Source organism: Pedobacter sp. AW31-3R (assembly GCF_052180285.1).
Lineage (GTDB): Bacteria > Bacteroidota > Bacteroidia > Sphingobacteriales > Sphingobacteriaceae > Pedobacter.
The window spans coordinates 6368676-6391351 of the sequence record NZ_CP197475.1 but is presented as its reverse complement, the minus strand read 5'-3'; the positions used below and the strand labels follow the sequence as shown (position 1 = coordinate 6391351).

19 protein-coding genes are annotated in these 22676 nt (G+C 42.2%); 13 read left to right on the top strand and 6 right to left on the bottom strand.

Annotated elements, in window-relative coordinates:
* Positions 1-106: 106 nt before the first annotated feature.
* The 7 genes from ACSBL2_RS26020 to ACSBL2_RS25990 all read left to right on the top strand — a co-directional run bounded on the left by ACSBL2_RS26020 (position 107) and on the right by ACSBL2_RS25990 (position 6025).
* Positions 107-1510: a tetratricopeptide repeat protein gene (locus ACSBL2_RS26020; RefSeq protein WP_442589483.1), complete on the top strand. Its 1404-nt coding sequence runs from the start codon at positions 107-109 to the stop codon at positions 1508-1510.
* A gap of 92 nt (positions 1511-1602) precedes the next feature.
* Positions 1603-2370, top strand: coding sequence for a phosphosulfolactate synthase (locus tag ACSBL2_RS26015; protein WP_442589482.1), 768 nt, complete (start codon positions 1603-1605; stop codon positions 2368-2370).
* A gap of 18 nt (positions 2371-2388) precedes the next feature.
* Positions 2389-3129, top strand: coding sequence for a shikimate dehydrogenase family protein (locus tag ACSBL2_RS26010; protein ID WP_442589481.1), 741 nt, complete (start codon positions 2389-2391; stop codon positions 3127-3129).
* Position 3130: 1 nt separating this feature from the next.
* Positions 3131-3718: a gliding motility lipoprotein GldD gene (gldD, locus tag ACSBL2_RS26005; protein WP_442589480.1), complete on the top strand. Its 588-nt coding sequence runs from the start codon at positions 3131-3133 to the stop codon at positions 3716-3718.
* Positions 3719-3732: 14 nt separating this feature from the next.
* Positions 3733-4371: an MBL fold metallo-hydrolase gene (locus tag ACSBL2_RS26000; RefSeq protein ID WP_442592255.1), complete on the top strand. Its 639-nt coding sequence runs from the start codon at positions 3733-3735 to the stop codon at positions 4369-4371.
* A 39-nt stretch (positions 4372-4410) separates the two neighbouring features.
* Positions 4411-5643, top strand: a complete 1233-nt coding sequence (locus ACSBL2_RS25995; RefSeq protein WP_442589479.1) for an ABC transporter permease — start codon at positions 4411-4413, stop codon at positions 5641-5643.
* Position 5644: 1 nt separating this feature from the next.
* The gene (locus ACSBL2_RS25990; protein ID WP_442589478.1) at positions 5645-6025 is read left to right on the top strand and encodes a hypothetical protein; all 381 of its coding nucleotides are present in this window, start codon (positions 5645-5647) and stop codon (positions 6023-6025) included.
* A gap of 25 nt (positions 6026-6050) precedes the next feature.
* On the opposite strand, the gene ACSBL2_RS25985 is transcribed toward ACSBL2_RS25990, so the two are convergent.
* Positions 6051-6902: a menaquinone biosynthesis family protein gene (locus ACSBL2_RS25985; protein WP_442589477.1), complete on the bottom strand. Its 852-nt coding sequence runs from the start codon at positions 6900-6902 to the stop codon at positions 6051-6053.
* 34 nt (positions 6903-6936) lie between these two features.
* Positions 6937-7569 (bottom strand): futalosine hydrolase, encoded by a 633-nt coding sequence (mqnB, locus tag ACSBL2_RS25980; RefSeq protein WP_442589476.1) that lies wholly within the window; start codon positions 7567-7569, stop codon positions 6937-6939.
* A 139-nt stretch (positions 7570-7708) separates the two neighbouring features.
* Between mqnB and ACSBL2_RS25975 the strand changes: the two genes are divergently transcribed.
* The 4 genes from ACSBL2_RS25975 to ACSBL2_RS25960 are packed head-to-tail and all read left to right on the top strand — an operon-like array spanning position 7709 to position 13453.
* Positions 7709-8119 (top strand): 6-pyruvoyl trahydropterin synthase family protein, encoded by a 411-nt coding sequence (locus tag ACSBL2_RS25975; RefSeq protein ID WP_442589475.1) that lies wholly within the window; start codon positions 7709-7711, stop codon positions 8117-8119.
* A gap of 11 nt (positions 8120-8130) precedes the next feature.
* On the top strand, positions 8131-8769 hold the full coding sequence (gene folE / locus ACSBL2_RS25970; RefSeq protein WP_442589474.1) for a GTP cyclohydrolase I FolE: 639 nt from the start codon (positions 8131-8133) through the stop codon (positions 8767-8769).
* Between the two features lie 59 nt (positions 8770-8828).
* A complete protein-coding gene (gene fabD / locus ACSBL2_RS25965) occupies positions 8829-9713 on the top strand; it encodes an ACP S-malonyltransferase (RefSeq protein WP_442589473.1) in 885 nt (294 codons plus the stop codon).
* 23 nt (positions 9714-9736) lie between these two features.
* Positions 9737-13453: an ATP-binding protein gene (locus ACSBL2_RS25960; RefSeq protein ID WP_442589472.1), complete on the top strand. Its 3717-nt coding sequence runs from the start codon at positions 9737-9739 to the stop codon at positions 13451-13453.
* Between the two features lie 4 nt (positions 13454-13457).
* Here the strand turns inward: ACSBL2_RS25960 and ACSBL2_RS25955 are convergent, their stop codons facing one another.
* Positions 13458-14366, bottom strand: coding sequence for a hypothetical protein (locus ACSBL2_RS25955; RefSeq protein ID WP_442589471.1), 909 nt, complete (start codon positions 14364-14366; stop codon positions 13458-13460).
* Positions 14367-14582: 216 nt separating this feature from the next.
* Here ACSBL2_RS25955 and ACSBL2_RS25950 point away from each other — a divergent pair, with 216 nt between their 5' ends.
* Positions 14583-16115 carry a glycoside hydrolase family 10 protein gene (locus ACSBL2_RS25950; RefSeq protein WP_442589470.1) on the top strand — a complete coding sequence of 511 codons (1533 nt, stop codon included), beginning with the start codon at positions 14583-14585 and terminating at the stop codon, positions 16113-16115.
* A 133-nt stretch (positions 16116-16248) separates the two neighbouring features.
* Here the strand turns inward: ACSBL2_RS25950 and ACSBL2_RS25945 are convergent, their stop codons facing one another.
* From ACSBL2_RS25945 to nagB, 3 genes are read right to left on the bottom strand one after another with little or no spacing between them, the layout of a single operon-like run.
* Positions 16249-19104 carry a M16 family metallopeptidase gene (locus tag ACSBL2_RS25945; RefSeq protein ID WP_442589469.1) on the bottom strand — a complete coding sequence of 952 codons (2856 nt, stop codon included), beginning with the start codon at positions 19102-19104 and terminating at the stop codon, positions 16249-16251.
* Between the two features lie 54 nt (positions 19105-19158).
* Complete coding sequence (locus tag ACSBL2_RS25940; RefSeq protein ID WP_442589468.1) at positions 19159-20301, bottom strand: acyltransferase family protein; 1143 nt, start codon at positions 20299-20301, stop codon at positions 19159-19161.
* Between the two features lie 26 nt (positions 20302-20327).
* Complete coding sequence (gene nagB / locus ACSBL2_RS25935) at positions 20328-22247, bottom strand: glucosamine-6-phosphate deaminase (RefSeq protein ID WP_442589467.1); 1920 nt, start codon at positions 22245-22247, stop codon at positions 20328-20330.
* A gap of 200 nt (positions 22248-22447) precedes the next feature.
* Between nagB and ACSBL2_RS25930 the strand changes: the two genes are divergently transcribed.
* The gene (locus ACSBL2_RS25930; protein ID WP_442589466.1) at positions 22448-22663 is read left to right on the top strand and encodes a hypothetical protein; all 216 of its coding nucleotides are present in this window, start codon (positions 22448-22450) and stop codon (positions 22661-22663) included.
* Positions 22664-22676: the final 13 nt, after the last annotated feature.

The following is a 22676-nucleotide window of genomic DNA, read 5'->3' as shown; positions in this document are numbered from 1 at the left end:
TGCAAGTTGTTTGGATGTTGAAAATTATTTCAGTAAATGCGCTATAATAGTGCAAACTTATACTGTATTTTTAGAAAAGGGAGGTGTTCTTTAATTATTTGAGACAATGGAAGAGGAATTTTACTTTGATTTTAGTGATGATGCGCAACGTTCGGTAGAGCGTTACGAAGAGATGTTGAGGAACCAGGATCAGTATTTTTTTGATGCCTCGGCCTTTGAAAATATCATCGACTACTATATTGAAAAGAGTGATCCTGTAAAGGCACTCCAGGTGATAGAATATGCCCTTAACCAGCATCCTTATGCTGCGGTATTTCTGATCAAACAAGCACAGCTGTTTTTTATTACTGACCAGACGGACAGTGCTTTTTTCTCGCTGCAGAAGGCTGAACTGCTGGAAGCGTCGGAAGCGGAGATCTATATCCTGCGTGGCAATATATACAACAATCTGGAGCGCTTCAGCGAAGCACTGGACAATTTCCAGAAAGCACTGGAACTGGCAGAAACTACAGATGAAATTCTGCTTCAGATTGCCTATGTATACCAGAATATGCTGGATTATGAAAGTGCTGTAAAGTACATCAAGCTCAGCCTGGAACAGAATATGGAAAACAAAGACGGGTTGTATGAGCTGGCTTTCTGTTACGATATCTTGGATAAACAGGAGGAAAGCATACAGTTTTATCAGGAATATATTGATAATGATCCTTATTCGTATGCGGCATGGTACAACCTGGCCAACTCATACCATAAACTGGACCTGTTTGAAAAGGCGATAGATGCCTATGATTATGCCATTCTTATCAAGGATAATTTTGCTTCAGCCTATTATAACAAAGGGAATGCACTGGTACAGCTTGACCGCTACGCAGAAGCTATTGAGGTCTACAAACAAACCTGGGAATATGAGCAGCCCAATGCAGATACGTATTGTGCCATTGGGGAATGTTATGAGAAACTGGAACAGATGGACGAAGCCCGTTCCTACTATAAAAAATCAGTGAAAATGGATGCGAAGATGGCTGATGCCTGGTTTGGTATCGGTGTTACACTGAATTTTGAGGAACGGTATTTTGAGTCGCTGCATTTTTATAAAAAGGCACTGGAACTGGATGAGGAAAATTCAGAATTCTGGTTTGCCATGGCGGATGCCTATTATAAACTCGGACAAATTGAACAGTCCATAGAGGCTTATTATAAGGTTTTGGACTATAACCCACTGGATGTGGAGGCATGGCTTGATTTCTCTACCGTCTTGTATGAGCAGGGGAGATTGGTAGAAGCCGCTGAAACGATATCTGATGCCATCAAGAATAATCCCGATGCTGCAGAGCTATATTACCGTATGGTTGCTTATCTGTTTGCGCTGGGACAAAACAGGGAAGCCATTGCCTATCTGGAGACGGCCTTGGTCACCGACCCTGAAAAACATTATATCCTATTTGAATATTTGCCGCAGTTACAGGACAATACTGTGATCATTGAAGTCATTAACAAATACATCAAATAGCATGGCCGCATGCTAAATATGAGCTTGGTCACTGATAAAATTGCATTTTATCAGTGAAATTAGGCTTATTTTTTTTAACCTTTGCAGCAGATATGAATTACCCATTGAATAATATTCCGGAACGTCCAGTAAAACCACGCGAGAGCGGCATTACCATGGTGATGGACAAAGGCCTGAGCCTGAGACAGACAGAAGATTTTATAGATGTAGCTGGTGTCCATTCCGACATCGTGAAACTCGGGTGGGCTACTTCTTTTGTCACCCCAAAACTTAAAGAGAAACTGGCGATATACCGTAGTGCGAATATCCCTACCTATTTTGGAGGTACATTATTCGAAGCTTTTGTGATCCGCAACCAGTTTGAAGATTATATCCGCGTACTGGAGCAATTCGGTATGGAATATGCAGAAGTATCAGACGGATCAATAGAAATCAATCATGATCTTAAATGCGAATATATCAGCAAACTGTCCAAATATGTGACGGTCATCTCTGAAGTTGGATCTAAAGATGCAACGAAGATTTTTGCACCCTATAAATGGATTAAACTGATGAAGGCGGAAATTGAAGCCGGATCATGGAAAGTAATCGCAGAAGCCAGAGAAGGTGGAAACGTAGGTATTTACCGTGGCTCAGGAGAGGTGAGGGAAGGGCTTGTGGATGAGATACTCACACAAATTCCCCAGGAAACGATTATCTGGGAAGCCCCACAGAAGGAACAACAGGTATGGTTCATCAAATTAATTGGGTCCAATGTAAACCTGGGTAACATCGCTCCTGCAGAAGTTATTCCTTTGGAAACCATCCGTTTAGGACTAAGAGGAGATACATTTGATTATTTCCTGGATTTAAATAAATAGCCAATACGATTTTATAAGGTGAGAACATTCGGATTAATTGGGTACCCGCTGGCACATTCTTTTTCAAAGAAGTATTTTACTGAACAGTTTGAAAGGGATCAGATAGCAGATTGCAATTATGAGCTTTTTCCCCTGGAAAAAATAGCTGACCTGACTGGTGTTCTTGCAAATCCGGCAATCAGCGGATTGAATGTGACCATTCCTTACAAAGTTGAGGTCATGGCTTATCTGAATGAGCTGGATGCAGCAGCAGCAGCCATAGGGGCCGTGAATTGTATTGCTATCGGAGAAAAAGAAGGAAAACCCTTTTTGAAAGGATACAATACAGATGCCTACGGATTTCAGGAATCGCTGAGGCCGCTGTTAAAGCCTTTTCATCAGAAAGCCCTCATCCTTGGTGATGGTGGCGCAGCGAAAGCGGTGAAATATGTGCTTAACCAGCTTCAGATCCCGTTTATTACGGTAGTCAGGAAGGCTGTAGAAGGGGCGATCCTTTATGAAGACCTGACGGAAGAGATCCTCCGGACGCACCAAATCATTATCAATACGACTCCGCTGGGTACTTTCCCTAATGTGGAAGCTTCAGCCCCTATACCTTATCATTTTCTTAGGGCAGAACACCTGGCATACGATCTGGTCTACAATCCTGAAGAAACCAGCTTCTTACAGCAGGCTAGGGCGCAGGGCGCTGCCACAAAAAATGGTATGGAAATGTTATATCTTCAGGCAGATCGTTCCTGGTACATCTGGAATTCATGATATGAAAGCTTTTTCTGTCCACTGTCTGTGTTTTTTTATCCTGCTTTGTGCCGCCTGTACGTCTTCACCCGACTATTCCCCAAAGCCAAAGGGATATTTCAACATCAAGTTCCCAAAGAAGCAATACCGTACTTACAGTTCAGGATGTCCTTTTACATTCGATTATCCACAGTATGCCCGTATAGAAGCAGATCAGCAGGATGATGGCAATGGCTGCTGGAATAACCTTAATTTTCCGCAGTTTAATGCCCGGCTTCACCTGACTTATTATGATGTTGGTTCTGCTGCGGCCTATAATGGCCTCGTAGAAGATGCCAGAACACTGGCCTTTAAACACACCGTTAAGGCCAATGCAATAGATCAGAAACTGATCAACTACCCGGAGAAAAAGTTATATGGCGTTTATTATGCCATTGAAGGCAATACGGCTTCCTCTGTACAGTTCTTTTTGACAGACAGCGCCAAACACTACTTCCGCGGGGCATTATATTTTAATGAGCGACCGCAATACGACTCTATTGCACCCGTTTTATCTTTTATAAAGAAAGATATCGACCGTATGATCCATTCATTTAAATGGAAAAACTAAATTATACTTCAACTATGATCACTATTCAGCAGTTCACTTTTAATCCTTACCGGGAAAATACGTATGTTTTGTATGATGAAACCGGAGAATGTGTAATTATTGACCCGGGCATGTATGAGGCGGAAGAGCAGAATACATTGGTTAAATTTATTAAAGAAGGAAATCTGAAGCCTGTTCTGCTGTTGAATACCCATTGCCATATTGACCATGTTTTTGGAAATAAGTTCGTTTATGACAACTGGTCTTTAAAACCGCAGTTCCATAAAGGTGAATTGAATGTTTTACAGTCTGTACCGGGATATGCCCCTCAGATGGGACTGCGCTATGAACTTTCTCCTGAGCCTGAAATCTTTCTGGAAGAAACAGGAAGGGTGACTTTCGGAAATAGTGAACTGGAGCTGATCTTCGCTCCGGGCCATTCCCCTGCACATTTGTGTTTTTATATCAAAGAACAGGGCTTATTGATCGGGGGTGATGTCTTATTCTACAACAGTATTGGCCGTACAGACCTTCCGGGTGGAAATCATATACAATTACTGAACAATATCAGGGAGAAGCTTTTTGTCCTCCCAGATGCTGTTGAAGTTTTTCCTGGACACGGGCCTTCCACTACCATAGGATATGAGAAGCAAAATAATCCATTTCTAAATTAACTTAATTATATTTAGATATTTGATAAAACGATCAAACTTTTGAACACAGCCCTCTATATTGCCCGCAGGTATCTCTTTGCCAAGAAGTCTACCAATGCTATTAATATCATTTCAACGATTTCCGTACTGGGAGTATTTGTGGGTAGTGCCGCATTAATTATCATCCTTTCTGTTTTTAACGGATTTGAGGACGTTGTACTTAAGATGTTCAATACCATTACTCCCCAACTGATTATTTCGCCGGTTAAAGGAAAAACCTTTAATCCCAATACGGCTTATTTTAAGCAGCTGAAGAAGGACAGTGCTATTTATTCATATACAGAAGTCCTGTCTGAGAATGCCCTGCTCAGGTATAACGATAAGCAGTCGGTTGGATTAATAAAGGGAGTAAGCGCGGCTTACCTGAATAATAAAAGCCTGGATACCATCACGATCCAGGGTAAATTTGTCATTGAGAACAGCAGTGGGGCGAACGCTGTCATCGGTTCTGCCCTTCAGAGTTACCTCATGGTGAATACCAATGACCCTTTCACGCAGTTACAGATCTTTTCCCCTAAAAGAGGAGTAACGACCAGCTCTGTTAATCCTGCAGATGATTTTATGAACCTGTCTATTCCTGTTTCAGGCGTTTTTGAGGTGCAGCAGGATTTCGACAATATTGCCATTGTTCCTTTAAGCTTCGCCCGAAGCCTGCTTCAGGAAGAAGAGAAAATATCATCCATTGAAATTAACCTGCAAAAGCGCGTTGATCCTGACAGATTTAAACGTAAAATCGAAAAGGAGATTGGCGGGCAATACCTGGTGAAGGACAGGATAGAACAGAATAAAGCGCTGTATAATATATTGGGCACAGAAAAATGGGCGGTATATATCATCCTCACTTTTATCCTGATTATTGCTATTTTTAATATCATCGGCTCACTGACAATGCTGGTTATCGATAAGCTAAAAGATATTGCCATTTTGACAAGTCTTGGCGCCGGCAAAAAGCTGATCAGAAGAATATTCCTGTTCGAGGGGATGATGATTACCATGACTGGCTGTATATCAGGTCTTTTAGTAGGCTTCATCTTTTGCTTCCTGCAGCAGAAATTCGGAATGGTAAAGATGTCACAGGAAAATCTTTTGATGAGCAATGCTTACCCAATTGGCCTCAAATTCACAGATTTTATATTAGTCTTCGTTACGGTGAGTGTTTTCTCTTTTATGGCATCAGCTTTGTCATCTAATTTGAGCGTTAAGAACATTAATAATTTAAATCAAGATCTATAACATGAAATCCTTAAAGCCTGCAATTTTATCTTTATGTATACTCTCTGTTTTTTTTGTGGCCTGTGATAACAAACAAGCAGGTCAGACGAAAAGCAAGACGAGAATAATAAAAGGCTTGTATAGTTATGGACCAGAAATCAAGAGTTTTACAGATTGTGAAGAAGGCCGTGAATATTGGGTGGCTGACAGTGCCAAAACACTGGAACTTTCTTACAGCAAGTTCAATTTTGAGAAACCCTATGAACCCGTATATATAGAAGCAGAATGCCATGCCATAAAATCTGATAGTTTAATGGTTTCAGCAGATTTTGATTCCACTTTGGTGGTGACAAGGTTGATCAAGATTTTAAAAACAATTCCTGAGGGGCCTTGTAACCAGTAAACAGATCGTATTTTTAGGCTTTTCCTTAGGAGGTAACGTAAAGATCTTTTGTCACGGCCGGGATAATTCCTTTTTCCTGCGCCTTTTCAAACAGGATGTCTATGGCTTTGCGCCCCTCATCACCCAAATGGACAGAGTATTTGTTGACGTACAGTTCAATGTGTTTGTACATGACTGCTTCTTCCATTTCCTGTGCATGGGAAGCAATAAAGTCTATGCCTGATTTTGGGTTTTCAAAAGCAAATTCAACTGATTTTCTGATCAGCCTGTTTACTTTAAGCTGTATCTCTTTGTCAAGCTTACGGTTAATGACAATTCCTCCCAGAGGGATAGCACAACCAGTCAGCTGCTCCCAGTGACTGCCCAGGTCTACAATTTTATGCAGTCCTTTTTCCGTATACGTAAACCTGTTTTCATGGATAATCAGTCCCAGGTCAATGGTATTGTTCAGCAAGGCATCCTGTATTTCAGAGAAAACCATGACCTGTTTTCGCTGTAAATTGGGAAAAGCAATACCCAAAAGGAAGTTTGCTGTGGTCAATTCTCCCGGAATGGCAACCTTTAACTCAGAGGGTGTTGCCTGTAATTCGGGACTGTCAATCAGCTCCTCATTTTTGCAAATAAGCAGCGGGCCTACGCCAAATCCCAATGCACTGCCCGCATCCAGTAAGGCATACTGATCGGCTACATGGGCAAAAGCATGAAAACTCAGTTTGGTGATATCCAGTTCTCCATTTAAAGCTTTCTGGTTCAGTGTTTCCACGTCATCAAAGAAAACTTCAAATTCCAGTCCTTCCGTATCAATTTTATGGTGAATGAGGGCATCGAAAATAAAGGTGTCGTTAGGACATGGGGAAAAGCCGAGTGAAAGTTTCATGCGCTAAATGTAAGATTAATCGGAAAGGCATTGGTTAATCCTTTGTCAAAAATTCAATCGCCCATTGGTTCAGGTTTTTTATGGCCAGGCCAATTTTCCAGCTTTCCCGGTTGCGTTCTTCCACGTAGTTGGAGATGCTCCGTATTTGCAGACATGGGATCGCTGTTTGTGCACAACAGTAAAATACTGCCGCACCTTCCATACTTTCTGTGATAGGTTGAAGTCTGCTGCGGATGGCGGCAATGCTGTTTTTATTGCCATGGACTTTATTTACCGTGATGCCATTCACCTTTTTGAGGTGGTCAAGTAATGGGGATTTTACCGGCTCCCCTGAAGTAAAGTGGCTGGTGCCAAAGCCAAGGGTATCTATAGAAAGAAACTCTTCCTTATCTTCGGCACCCAGTTCAGAAAATTCATCGGCTGTAATGTTCAGCAGGCTGCCTAAGGGAATAGAAAAGTCATAACAGCCGGCAATACCCAGGTTAAGGACCAGACGGTAATCTTTTGATAAATGTTGCCCAAGGGCAAATGCGGTGGCAGTCATCCCAACACCGGTAATCAGTACATCGAATTCCGGCGTTTGCACGAAATTGTCTTCCGGTAATCCAAAAGTTTCATATAATCCTGTAAGCTCGGCTCTGGTAGCTGCAACGACCAATATCTTCATGAGACGAAGTTAAACTTTCTACTTAAACCTTTCTGCGTATATTTGCAGTCAATTATTAAATGTATCAGCATGTCCTGCCTGTAAATGGCTAAGTATGAAGGGGACTGCCGATCTTCAAAAACGAATAAATACGATTACAATGATTTATATAACCCGTAAAGAATCTTTTAATGCTGCACATAAGCTGGCGCGCCCTGATTGGTCGGAAGATCAGAATTTAGAGGTCTATGGCAAATGTGCGAATCCGAACTGGCATGGACATAACTACCAGCTGTTTGTGACGGTTAAGGGAGAGATCAATCCGGAAACGGGTTTCCTGGTAGACCTTAAATGGTTAAAACATATTATCAATGAACATATTATTGATAAACTTGACCATAGAAACCTGAATCTGGATGTAGATTTCATGAAAGACAAGCTCGCTTCCACAGAAAATCTGGCTATCGCCATCTGGGAACAATTAATCCCGCATATTACCGCCGGGGGTGCCATCCTGCACAGTATAAAAATTTACGAGACCGAAAATAATTTCGTAGAGTATTTCGGTTAATCCACATACACATGAATAACAATCATACACAAGACTCCTTTGAAGAAGAGAACGAAGGATATATTAAAATAGATCGCTATAATACGGATAAAACTGCAGCCATCTCCAGCCATTATACAGATATTTTAAGTCAGCTGGGTGAAGATCCTAACCGTGAAGGTTTATTAAAGACGCCTGAGCGCGTGGCCAAGTCACTCCAGTACCTTACCCATGGTTATGACCTTAAACCTGCAGAGATTCTTCGCTCGGCGATGTTTAAGGAAGATTACAGCCAGATGGTTGTGGTGAAGGACATAGAAGTCTATTCCATGTGCGAGCACCATATGCTGCCCTTCTTTGGGAAAGCACATGTGGCGTATATTCCTAATGGCCATATCGTTGGACTGAGTAAAATTCCTCGTGTGGTGGATGCTTATGCCAGAAGGTTACAGGTTCAGGAACGTCTTACCAATGAAATCAGGGATTGTATCCAGGAAACGTTGAATCCTGCAGGTGTTGCCGTTGTTATTGAATGCCAGCATTTATGTATGGCCATGAGGGGGATTCAGAAGCAGAATTCCGTGACCACGACTTCTGCATTTACAGGTGAATTTGCAAATGATAAAACAAGGGCAGAGTTTTTGCGCTTAATCACTGCAAGGTTACATTAGTAGTCAAAAATACACAATTCAATAGGCGACGATAGATTTTTATTACACACAATATATAAATGAAAGCATATTTATTTCCAGGACAAGGGGCTCAATTTTCAGGTATGGGCAAAGAGCTATATGAAAATGAGATAGCGAAAGAATTATTTGAAAAAGCAAATGAGATTATAGGATTCCGTATCAGTGATATCATGTTCTCCGGAACTGACGAAGAATTGAGACAAACAAAAGTTACGCAGCCGGCAGTATTCCTGCACTCTGTAATCCTTGCCAAGTCGCTTGGGGATGATTTTAAACCGGATATGGTTGCGGGACACTCCCTGGGAGAATTTTCAGCACTTGTTGCCGCTTCGGCAATTTCTTTTGAAGCTGGATTGAAACTGGTGATTGCACGTGCAAATGCAATGCAAAAGGCATGCGAACTGCAGCCTTCTACCATGGCAGCGATATTGGGATTGCTAGATGAGGTCGTAGAGCAGATTTGTGCGGATATCGATGAAGTGGTTGTGGCGGCAAATTATAACTGTCCTGGACAATTGGTGATCTCAGGAAGTATTGAGGGGGTAGATATTGCCTGCCAGAAACTCACTGAAGCCGGTGCAAAAAGAGCCTTAAAATTAAGTGTTGGTGGTGCTTTCCATTCCCCATTAATGGAGCCTGCGCGACTGGAGCTGAAAGAAGCCATCGAAAATACAACTATCCTTCCTCCGGTATGTCCGATTTATCAAAATGTGGACCCGGTAGCAGAAACTGATCCTGAGAAGATAAAGTTCAACCTTATCACACAACTTACCGGTGCGGTGAAGTGGACACAGACAGTAGAACGTATGCTGGCTGATGGTGCTGACGAATTTGTTGAAGTAGGTCCGGGAAATGTACTGCAGGGTTTGGTAAAAAAGGTAAACAGGGCAGCACAAACAAGTTCTGCGGCAGTTCCTGTATAAATTCATCATAAAATAAAAATGGAGTGAATTTAGGAGGGAAAATAAGATTTCTTTTATTGATACTGGGGGTGTGCTGTATAGTCACCGCCATATCTTTAAAACATTCCATTACAAAAAAAGACCTTCTTAAATATGAAGCGGGGCAGCTTCAGAAAAACCTGGCAGAAGCAGAAAATAAAGTCTATGATTTCCTGTCAGATCCCGGACAGGTCCAGAAAGCGAGTCAGTTTCACCTGAACCAGGGTGCTGCTTTAACATTCATAAATAATTACCGTACAAAAGGAATCAATTTGCTGGTCTATGAACAGTCGGAATTAAAGTTCTGGAGTTCGTATAAAGCGGTGCCATTAGATATGGAGTCCATCAGGGAAGGCTCCTCCTTTGTGCAGTTTCCCAATGGCTGGTATGAGGTGATCAAGAGAACGCGCGATAACTATACGCTTATTTTCTTAATTGACGTCAAAAGGCAATACAGCATCCAAAACCGTTACCTGAAAAATGGGATTGATAAAAAGCTTTCCTCCACGAACTCCCTGGATATTGCCTCCTTCATAGACGAGGACATTTATGGGATCAATAACCATGAAGGCAAGCTGCTGTTTGAGGTAAAGCTTAAGGCCGACTATACGCAAAGTATATATGCTACAGTGCAAATCTGGCTTTGGGTAATTGGTTTATTCAGCTTCTCCCTATTTGTCAATTCATTATGTGCCTGGCTGGTCAAGCAGGATCGGCTATGGCTGAGTACCCTGTTGCTCATTTCATTTTTTGCAGCTATCCGACTTACAGACCTGGAATACGGATGGTTCAATCACCAGTTTAATGTTCCTGCGTTCAACCCATCGATTTATGCAGAAAGCTTCTTCCTGCCTTCATTGGGTGATTTTCTCTTAAACGTTCTGGCTTTGACCTGGATCGTATTGTTCGTTTATACCTACAAAGACCATTATCGAATCCCTGAACGCATTGCTAAAAATAAAACGGCGGGTTTGTGCATCCATATCGTGCTCCTGTTATTCTTTGCAGGTATTGCACTATTGATGAACGAAGTCTTTTTTGGATTGATCTACAATTCCAAGATTAACTTCGATATCACGAATATTATTAACCTGAGCTGGATGAGCTGGGTATGTATCGTGATCCTGTGCCTGGTTTGGTTTAATGTTTACCTGATTGTCTGCTTTTTTACCGAACTCAGTAAACAGCTCCATGTAAGCCATAAAGAGCGATTGTATGTATTCTTAGGGATGTTTTTCATGTATTTTATTTACATGTCATGTACTTCATTTACGATCTTTTTTATTGCCTATGCCCTGTTCATCTTTATCATTTCCTATAATATTTATATCAATGACAATAAGTTTTCGATAGGGCTTTTTGCGGCGATATTCTTTTGTCTGGCTTTTGTTTCTTCTATTAAATACCTGAAGTTTAATGACATCAAGGAGCGGGCCAACCGCGCGGTAATTGCTGCAAAACTCAACTCTCCGGATGATCCTAAAGTAATCAACTCCATTGAAAACCTCGGAAATGGGATTTCCAATGACCTGTTTATTACCGACTACTTTAAAAGTCCTGGTGGAAACCGGCAGCTTGCCCTGCAAAATTATATCACAAAGACTTTTCTGGATGGTTACCTGTCGCAGTTTGAATATAATTTCTATGAATTCAAGGCCAGCGATTCCACAGTCATCAACCATAATAATGTATCACTAAGGCATTACCAGCAATTGGTACAGTCAGGAACCATCAAGATATCCAATTTCTTTTACCGGCTGATCGATACTTTCGGATACCAGAACTACTTTGGGATCATCCCGGTGTTCGATGACAATCATTTACTGGGCACTATCGTTATTGAGTTAAAATCGCAGCAGTATAATTACAATAGTCAGTTTCCGGAAATCCTTATTGATGGAAAGATGAAGACTGATGAGGATTATGCCAATTATTCCTTTGCCTTTTACAGCAATAATAAGCTCATTAAACAATCCGGGAAATACACCTATAAGCTTGCAAACAATGAGTTTAAAAGCAAGCCGCAGGAGAGTATTATTGTAAATGATGCCAAATTGGGGTATAGTCATTTGATTTATGCGCCTACACATTCCCGGATTATTGTCATCAGCAAGGAAAAGGTGACTTATATTGTCAGGCTGGCCACACTCTCTTTTTTCTTTCTCGTGTTTATCATGTTTGCGTCGGCTTTATATGTATTGATCTGGCTGCTGAAAAATATTGATGAAAGCTGGGGAGGCTGGTTCAATATCAACCGGTCTTTAATGATTAATGCGAATAAGATCCTTTATAAAACAAGGATACAGCTGTCCATCGTCTTGTCTGTTGTCGCCACATTGCTGATTGTGGGCTGGTCTACTTTCTTCTATATCCGGGATGAATACCGCAGGCAACAGGAAGATGTCATCAGGGAAAAGATCAGAAAGGTGCAGCTTTCCTATGAGAAGCAGATTTTCAATACCGGAATTCCGGCACTTACCGACCAGGCCATAGTGAACTTCAACCAGTTTGCAGATGTCAATTCTGCGTACCTGAACCTGTTTGATGTGAAAGGGAACCTGCTGTTCACTTCTTTACCCAAGATGTATGATTATGGGATATTGAGCACAAAGATGGGGCCTAAAGCTTATATTTTCGTGAAGCAGCTGCAGCGCTCAGAATATTCAAATCCGGTAGAAACGATTGGTGAATTTCAGTATTCTTCAGCCTATGCGCCTATCCGGAATTCACAGAACCAGACTGTTGCTTTTATAGGCTTGCCATACTATGGCAATGAAGCCGATTATGAAACAAAGATCAGCTTATTTATCAATACACTGATTAATATCTATGCACTGGTATTTGTTGCCATTGGAATTCTTGCTGTATTCCTTGCCAACCAGATTACCAGTCCCTTAACTTTTATTCAGGAAAGTATCAGAAAAACGAAACTGGGGCAAAAGAACCAGCCAATTGTATGGTCGAGACATGATGAAATTGGTTCCCTCATCAGGGAATATAACAAGATGATTGCTGCGCTGGAAGAAAGTGCAGCAAAGCTGGCCAAATCGGAGCGGGAGAGTGCCTGGCGGGAAATGGCCAAGCAGGTGGCGCATGAGATCAAGAACCCGCTTACGCCTTTGAAGCTGGGTGTCCAGCTCCTGGAGAAATCATGGAAAGAAAAAGATCCGAATTTTGAACTTAAGTTTGAGCGTTTCTATAAATCTTTTGTAGAGCAGATTGACAGTCTTGCTACGATAGCATCCGAGTTCTCTAATTTTGCCAAAATGCCTGATACCAAACTGGAGGAATTACTACTTATCCCAATTATTGAGCAGAGCAGGGATGTGTTCACCAATACCAAAAATGCAGAGATCTATATCTCCAACCTGACCAGCAAGGAACTGCATATTCTGGGTGATAAAGATCAGTTGTTGCGTTCTTTTAACAATTTGATGAAGAATGCAATTGAAGCTTCTGTGGGCATTGGTAAAAGTCTTATTTACATTAAAATCACCAACGATGCCCGGCAGGTTTGGGTAGAGATTGATGACAATGGAAAAGGAATAGACCCTGAGTTACAGGACAAAATTTTTGTACCTAACTTCACGACCAAATCTTCCGGCACAGGTTTGGGCCTTGCTTTTGTTAAACAGGCCGTAGAAAATGCCGGAGGCACTATAGATTTTAAATCTGTTGCGGATACAGGAACGACTTTCTATTTAAGTTTTCCTTTGATATAATATCCTATTTGAGGTCAATGAATGTTTTTCCCATGGTAAATCCATTGGCATACAGAATAATGGAATAAGTACCCTTAATGAATGGCTGAGGGTTTACCCATTCCATCTGGTAAGCGGTATCATCATTGTTATAGGAAATGGTGATCATGTCACTGTATTGCATTTCCTGTCCGTCAGCTTCAAACATGTTGTTCTCGTTGGCCACTAAATTCCCCGTAGGGTCAAATACACGCAGGTAGATTTTATGGTAATCTTTCCTTGCCAGCTGGTTTGGGATGATGCTGAAATAGGTAATCAGTTTCTTGGAAGCTGAGGCTTTGGTTACCGCTACATTTTTACCGCTGTTTTTTACTTTGTAGGCCAGGAGCTGAACATTGTAGGCTTTCAGTGCAGCGTTTATTTTTACTTTTTCATCCAATGCAGAATTCCTTATTTCCAAATCGTGAGCCCTGGCACTTACCTTGGTGACTGATTTCTCCAGGCTATCTCTTTCGGCCTTTAGGTAGGTGTTTTCCTTTTCCAGTCGCGCAATGTCTTCCTTATAATTGGCAATAAATGTCTTAAGCTGTATCAGCTCTTTTTGGGTAGCTAGAAGTTCGCCCTGGGTAAACTGTCCTTTTTGCAAGGCTTTTTTCAGCTCGGCGATCTTATTTCTGGCAAGGAGTTGTTCCGTCTGCAGTTTCTCTGTGAGGGCTACGTTCAGCTGGTTTACTTTGTCAAATTCTACTTCTACTTTCTCTACTTCCAGTTTTAAGCGGTCTTTTTCTGTGCTTGCTGTAACAAAACGTTCTTTCTCATGTCTGTCTTTCACATACAGAAAAAGATTAGTCCCCAATAGCGCTGCTATTACGACTATTAAAAAGTATATCTTATTGCGGTCTCCCTTATTTACGGTTTCCTTGGAGTCTAACATTTGAATCTAAAAGTTGAGCTATCAGCAGTAAATACCTTTAATTACGGTTTTTCTAAAAAAAAACGAACATAAGATAAATAATGTAATTTTTGGTAAAAAGTACAATGTAATTGTATGAGACTTTGAAAAAAATCGTTTACTTGCTAACATTAGGGATATCTGTAGATTTGATATTCTCATTTATCAGACAATGTACACGACCAAAAACAACAAATAATGCTGAAAAAGATAGTTCTGGCAACTTTCACAACCTTACTTAGCTCTAACTTTATTTACGCACAGTCGACAGCAAAAATTGCTCCAAAACGGGAATTCAGAGGGGTGTGGGTGGCTACAGTGACTAATATTGACTGGCCTTCGAGACCTGGATTGACTGCTGACCAGCAGAAACAGGAGTTTATAGGGCTGCTGGAACAGCATAAAAAAAGTGGAATGAATGCGATCATCCTGCAGGTAAGGCCTGCTGCGGATGCTTTTTATAAAAAATCGAGGGAGCCATGGAGCCAATGGCTTACCGGAACACAGGGTGTAGCACCTGCCGGAGGTTATGACCCTTTAGAATTTGCGATTAAGGAAGCACATTCCCGCGGGATGGAGCTTCATGCCTGGTTCAATCCCTACCGTGCAACGATGAGTAGCAGTTCATTTGTGAGTCCGGACCACATGACCCGCAAGAAACCCGAATGGTTTTTCACCTATGGGGGAAAGAAACAGTTTGATCCGGGTTTACCTGAAGTACGTGAATACATTGTACAGGTGATCCTGGATGTAGTAAAGGGATATAATGTGGATGGTATTCATTTCGACGATTATTTTTACCCTTACCCTCTTGCTGGTCAGCGGATCAATGATGAAGGAACTTTTAAAAAGTATGGGGAAGCGTTTGATGATATCAAAGACTGGCGGAGGAACAATGTAGATGTATTGATCAAACAGCTGGATGACAGTATTCACTTTTATAAAAAGTACGTGAAGTTCGGAATCAGTCCTTTTGGTATCTGGAAAAACCAGAGCGATGATCAGCTGGGATCCGACACGCATGGCCTTTCTAATTATCATGAACTGTATGCCGATTCGCGCAAATGGATTAAAGAGGGCTGGGTGGATTATATCAATCCACAGATCTATTTCAGTTTCACCAGGAGGGCTGCACCATTTGGAACCCTTGTTGACTGGTGGAGTGACAATACCTATGGCCGCCATTTGTATATCGGGCAGGCGGCATATTTGGTGAACCAGAAGATGGAAGCGGCCTGGAGGGTACCAAACCAGATTCCTGAGCAGATCCGTTACCTGAGAAAGAATAACCGTGTGCAGGGAAGTATCTTCTTCAGCTCAAAATCCCTTTCTACGGTAGCGCGGGGAACACAGGACTCTTTGAGGAATGACCTTTATAAATACCCTGCCTTGCCACCACAAATGCCATGGCTGGATGAAGTGGTGCCTAATCAACCGCAGAATTTAAGTGCTGTCGCTATTCCTGTGGGTGTGCAGCTGAAGTGGGAAGCCCCTTTAAAGGCTGAAGATGGAGAAACGGCATCGGGTTATGTTGTTTATCGCTTTGAGGAAGGGGAGAAGATTGATGTCCTGAATGCGGAGAATATACTTCATATCAGTTTTGAAGACTTTACCTTCTTTTTAGATACCAGTATAGAGAAAGGCAAGAGATATAATTACCTGGTCACTGCATTGGACAGGCTTAAAAATGAAAGCGAAGCCAGCGGACCTGTGGGGGTAGAAGCTAAATAGTTTAAGCTGATCATTTGAGCAGTTATACCATTGGGCAGCCATAAAAAAACCGGGCAATGATTCATTGCCCGGTTTTTTTGATTCATCCTCTTCATGTATACAGATCAATCTGATCTTTTTATATTGATCAGGCCTATTTCTGAGGAACTAATACCAAACGGATATAGTTATTCTCATTCAGGTATTTCTGGGCTGTGGCTTTAGTAGACTCTACCGTTACCGCATCAACACGTTTCTTATTGCCCAGCATCAGATCCAGGTTATCTTCATATTTGAGTCTCGTGGTCAGGTAACCTAACCAGTAACCATTGTTACGTAAGCTCAGCTCCATCTGGCGGTGCTCTTCAGATTTGAATTTTTCCACATCTTCAGCTGTTGCACCGCTGGCTTTGATATTTTTAACTTCATCCAAAGCTGCAGCAACCAGTTTCTCTACGTTTGCTGTTGAACAACTAAAAGAGATCGTGAAATAATAATGTGCAGCAGGGAGTTTACCCACACTTAATCCTACACTTGGACTATACACACCACTTTCTTTCTCCCGCAGTCTTTCCAGGATTTTATTCTCCAGGGCAGCTTTCAATGCGCTCAGCTGAACATTGTTCTCGGCCGTATAGTCAAAATCACCATGGATATATAGCTGGACACTGGCCTTATCTTCCAATCCCTTGTATACCGTTTTGCTCACCACACCTTTAGGCGGATTTGCACCGATATCCACAAAATTCTGCTTTTTACCCTGGGTAGGCAGACTCGCGATATAAGTCTCTATAAGCGGTTTAATGGTATTCAGCTCGAAATTACCCACAAACACAAAAGTCTGCTCTCCAAGGTCAGCAAAACGCTCCTTATAGAAAGCAAAGGACTTATCAAGGGATACTTTTTCTACATCGGCCAGGGTAGTTGGCATACTTCTCTTGTTATACGAGGAAAGTACAGCCTGGACAGTATCTCCGAAAACACTTTCCGGACTGGCATTTTTATTGGCCAGTGTTATTTTATAATCGCTGATGTTTTTGTTGAAAATTTCAGCGTCTTTGCGTGGATTTGTTGCAGAGGCATACACCATCTGGAAAGCTGTTTCCAGGTCTTTCGGACTTGAACCGCCATTGAAGCCCTGGTATAACTCATCGATATAAGCACCGCCTCTTCCTGTATTTCCTGCCAGGAGCTTATTCAGCTGAGAAGGATTAAAATCACCCAGTCCGCTTTGAGGAATCAGGGAAGAGAAGTCTGCCGATTGATAATCGTTAGGATCGGCAACAGAAGTTCCTCCTTTGGAAAAAGAGTTGAACATGATCTGGTCGTTCTTGAAATCGGTCGGCTTCAGCACCACTTTAATGCCATTGCTCAATGTCCATTCCGTTACACCAATCTCATTAAATTTCTTTTCAGCAACTACTTTCCCGGCAACAGGTTTTGTCGCCAATAATGGTTTGGTCACTGCATCATCCACATAAGGTTTTACATGGGCACCGGCAGTGCTTAGCGTAGCCAATAAAGCTTGTTCTGTAGGAAGATCTGCTTTATCTTTTTCAGGGGCCTGTACAATCAGGATCTGGTTGTCTTTTGTAATCAGTGTTTTTGCCATACTGTTTACTTCTGCCAGAGTAATTGTTGCCAGCTGTTTCTTCACCTCCTCATAATTGAAAGCCATGGAACCTATCGGGCTACCTTTAAGGAAGTGTTCTAAATATTGTTGTACAAATGCCGAAGAAGCAGTTTTATTGGCTTCTTTAAACTGCATTTCATTTCCCGATTCAAGATTCCTTTTGACTACGGCCAGCTCGGAAGCCAGGAATCCAAACTTAACAGCCCGTTCACTTTCTGCAATAGCTGCGGTGAAAGCAGGTAAAAGATCTTTGCCCGATTTACTCGCTACTACCGTCTGGAAGGCATTCAACCCGGGAATTAATCCACCCTGGTAAGGACCGAAAGAACTTTTTGCGAAGAGGAAGGGGGCATCGCCTTTCTGCATGATTTCCTGAAAACGGGAATCCAGCATGCTGTTGATCATGCTATACACCAAACTCTTTCTGATATCGTCTGTGGTTTTATTGCCACGTCCGCGTTGTTTCCACATGACCATGGCCACATTGTACTGTTGTTCCGGATCGGTGATAATCTTAACCAATGGCGCTTTGTTGTCCGGCAGGTCATATTTCAGTCTTTCCCTTTCTTTTGTAGGATTTTTGAGGTCGGAGAAATTAGCGATAATCAGTTTTTCCACTTCATTTACATCAAAGTCACCTACTGCGATGACAGCCTGTAAGTTTGGTCTGTACCAGTCGGCATAAAACGATCTGATCTTATCATGGGTAAAGGTCTGCAGCAAGTCGAGCTTGCCAATCGGAATCCGGTTTTCGTAACGGGAATCTTTCAGCAGTAGCGGTAAAAGTTGTTTGCTCATTCTATCCTGTGCATTTTTACCACGCTGGCGTTCTTCTTCAATGATTACACCACGTTCCTTATCGATCTCTTCTCCATCCATTGAAATTCGTCCTGCCCAGTTGGAAAGGATTTTAAATCCGGTCTTGAAAACCTCGGCACTATCTGTCGGAATGGGCAACTGATAAACGGTCTGGTCAAAACCTGTCGATGCGTTTAAATCTGCACCAAAACGTACACCTGCTTTTTGCAGGTAATTGATGATTTCATTTTTTGGAAAATCCCTTGTTCCATTAAATGCCATGTGCTCGGTAAAATGAGCTAATCCCTGCTGGTCGTCATTCTCCATGAGCGACCCGATTTTGTTGGCAAGATAAAGTTCCGCTCTTTTTGTCGGCTCTGAATTTTTCCTGATGTAATAGGTAAGGCCATTTGGCAGTTTGCCGATTTTCACGGCAGGATCATTGGGGATAACTTTTCCCTGGGAGGCGACAGGGGCAGTTTGTTTAGCTTTAACGGCTTTTTTCTGTGCAAATACCGGACTGTTTATTGCGATAAACGCAGATAGTCCAAGTACGACAAAACTCGTTTTCTTGTTCATTTCTCAGTTTTTAATATATGTTGTTAGTGTTAAGACGCAAATGCATCAAAAATGTTAAACCTTGATAATAATTTTTCTTTTGTACATGATCCAAAGGAGGAGGAATAACACCAGCACAAAGGATATGGCCCAGGCCAGAGAGGCATTGAGTGCTGAAAAATAGGGCGCATAAAGGGTATCATACAACCAGGAATGTAGTCCGGTTTCTGATCCCTGGGGAGTGCTCATCTTCACCATGTTGAGCAGGGAAGGCAATAAACCTGATAAAAAGTAGGCGGTAATTGCATTGGTCCCATAGGCCACAAATGGTTTTGTAAAACCAGCATACTGCTGCACATCGATCATCCAGTAGCTTAAGGCCAGCATAATAGTTGCCAGTCCGCCGCTAAACAACACATAGGAACTGGTCCATAAGGCTTTATTAATGGGGAACTGTAAATCCCAGATTAAACCCAGGACTACTGCAATCACGCCTGCGGAAAATAACCAGGATACCTTTGTTCCGGCATCCATATCCTTTCTCCGGAGGCAGAGTCCGGCGAGCACACCGAAAAGACCGGTAGCTACCGCAGGAAGTGTCCCTAAAATACCTTCGGGATCCCATGTTTTGGAACTTGCCCATAAATGTGCTTCCGTTAAAACAGATCTGTCCAGCCATGCCCCCAGATTGGTCTCCTTCTCCAGGTTGGCGAAGCCAACCCCTGGTACCGGAACGAATGTCATCAAGGCCCAGTAGACAATTAAAATGGCTACGGCTATTTTAAACAGGTTCTTTTCAGAATTTTTAAGAAAGAGTACCGAAGAGATAAAGAAAACAATACCTATGCGTTGCAATACACCGGGAATCCTGACGGTTTTGATGGCTTCAACAGGGTCGGTAAAGATTTCCGGGAACAGTGTCAGGAAAATCCCTAGACCGAAAAGAATGAAAGCGCGTTTAAGCGCTTTCATTATAATTTGCCGGTGTAATGCCGGATCATTTTTCTTGCTACCCATAGCGTAGGCAATAGATACGCCTACAATAAAGAGAAAGAAAGGGAAAACAAGATCCGTTGGCGTACACCCATTCCATACTGCATGTTCAAGTGGACTATAAATATTGCCCCAGTCGCCAGGGTTATTCACCAGGATCATGGCTGCTACTGTAGCGCCTCTGAAAAAATCCAGCGATAATAAGCGGTTACTGTTTTGATCCATGTTGATGTTTTGAGTGGTGAAGGGACTTAGAATTTAAAACGAACAAAAGCCTCCATTGCTTCGTATTCAGCAAGACCTAAATCGTCATAAGCTTTAGCGGTTTCCCTATTCCTGTCTTCTGCGCGTTCCCAGAACTCCCTGGCATCATCTCCGGGGAATACGGCCCTGTCTTTTTGGGACTGGTGTTTGAAGATGGCATATTTCTTCTTCAATACTTCCTGCGGGCTCAGTGGAACGGCCATTTCAATTTCATGGGTTTCAAATTCATGCCATGCGCCACGGTACATCCATAACCAGCAATCCTTCACCCACTCTTCCGTTTTACCCAATTCCCTTAAGGCTGCAACAATAATGTTAAAGCAAACCAGGTGCGTTCCATGTGGATCTTCAAAATCGCCTGCTGCAAAAATCTGCTCTGGCTTAATTTTCTGCAGCAGTTCCATGGTCAGCTGTACATCAACCTGTGTAACCGGGTTTTTCTGGCTTTTTCCTGATTCGTAAAAAGGAAGGGCCATGAAATGGATATGATCATCTTCCAGTCCGCTGAAGCGTGCGCCAGCTATGGCTTCCCCTTTTCTGATCAGTCCTTTAACGGATTGGATCTCCGGAGTATCTATCTGGTTAGGGATTTTCTTTTCAATGAAAGCGCGCATATTCTGGTAGATATTTTTAAGCTCTTTCTGATCGAGCCCCATTTTCTCTGCAAAGTCAATGCTGAACTCCACGAAACGCAGCGCATCATCATCCCAAACCGCAGTATTACCTGAAGTCTGGTAAGCCACATGGACATCGTGCTGCTGATCTACCAGGCGTATAAAAGTTCCGCCCATAGAAATCACATCATCATCCGGATGTGGGGAGAAAATCACCGAGCGTTTTCTTGCTGGTGCTGCCCTTTCTGGTCGCTGCGAATCATCTGCATTAGGTTTCCCCCCCGGCCAACCTGTAATCGTATGTTGCAGTTTATTAAAAATATGGATATTGATATTGTAAACAGGCCCTTTTTCCAGTGCCAGCTGTGCCATGCCATGGTTATTGAAATCATCTTCCGTAAGCTTTAAGATCGGCTTGCCTAATGTTTTTGCCAGCCAAATCACTGCTTTTCTGGTCAGCAGTTCATCCCACACACAGTCTTTAACCAACCATGGTGTATCAAAACGGGTCAGCATTGAAGCTGCCTCCGTATCAAGAATAAATTCTACGTGTTGCGACAGCTGCAGGTAAGTAGCAGGAACATCACTTGAAATTTCACCTTCAACGGCTTTTTTAATGATAGAAGCTTTTTTCCTGTTCCATGCCATCAGGATAATTTCACGGGCTTTGAAGATTGTTCCGATTCCCATGGTAATGGCTTTTGCCGGTACAAATGATTTACCTCCGAAATCGCGTGCAGCATCTTTTCTGGTCAGGTCATCTAAAGTAACCAGGCGAGTACCTGAATTTGGTGCAGAGCCTGGTTCATTGAAACCAATGTGACCGGTACGGCCGATACCCAGGATCTGTATATCCAGACCACCCAGTTCACCGATTTTGCGTTCATAGTTCAGGCAGAATGCAGGGATTTCCTCCAGGCTGAGTGTACCGTCAGGAATATTGATATTTTCTGCAGGGATATCAATGTGATTGAATAAGTTTTCCTTCATGAAAGTGACATAACTCTGGGCCGCATCTGGCTTCATCGGATAGTACTCATCAAGGTTGAAGGTAATTACGTTACCGAAGCTTAATCCTTCTTCTTTGTGTAACCTAACCAGTTCAGCATAAACAGCAATTGGGGTTGCTCCTGTCGCCAGGCCAAGTACTGCATGCTCATTGTTTTTCTGTTTTTGTCTGATGATATCAGCAATGCGGTGTGCAACATTTACAGAAGCTGTTAAGGGGTTGTCAAATACAGAAACAGGGAGTTTTTCGAAACGTGTTTCTTCCAAAAGATTTAATCTTGCCATTCTAAATTGATAATTTTAGGATTTAAGGGAGCAGTAAATATAAAAAAGTATTTCAGGATTGAGCATACTTTTGTGTCTTTTGGCCCTGTATTCCAACGATATTGTCTGTTTTTATTCAAAACATATTTTAATTAAGCACTTATCGGGCAGAATTAACTATCTGCTGTTTTTTTTTCTATTTTTGTAGAAAATAAAAAACTATGGCAAGCTTTACACTGACTACAGAATCTGCACAGCGAGTGAAAACTAAAGTCCTGAGGAAATACAGAGAACTGGCGAAAGAGAATTTATCGTTTACCCCTGGTCAGGAAGATGAATTGGTTAATCGTTTAACACAGTTGCTGAAGAGAGATGTGAGATATGTTGAATTCACCATTCAGAAAGCATTAGCTGATCCGAACGGAAACAGACTTTAGTCATTTAGGGTGT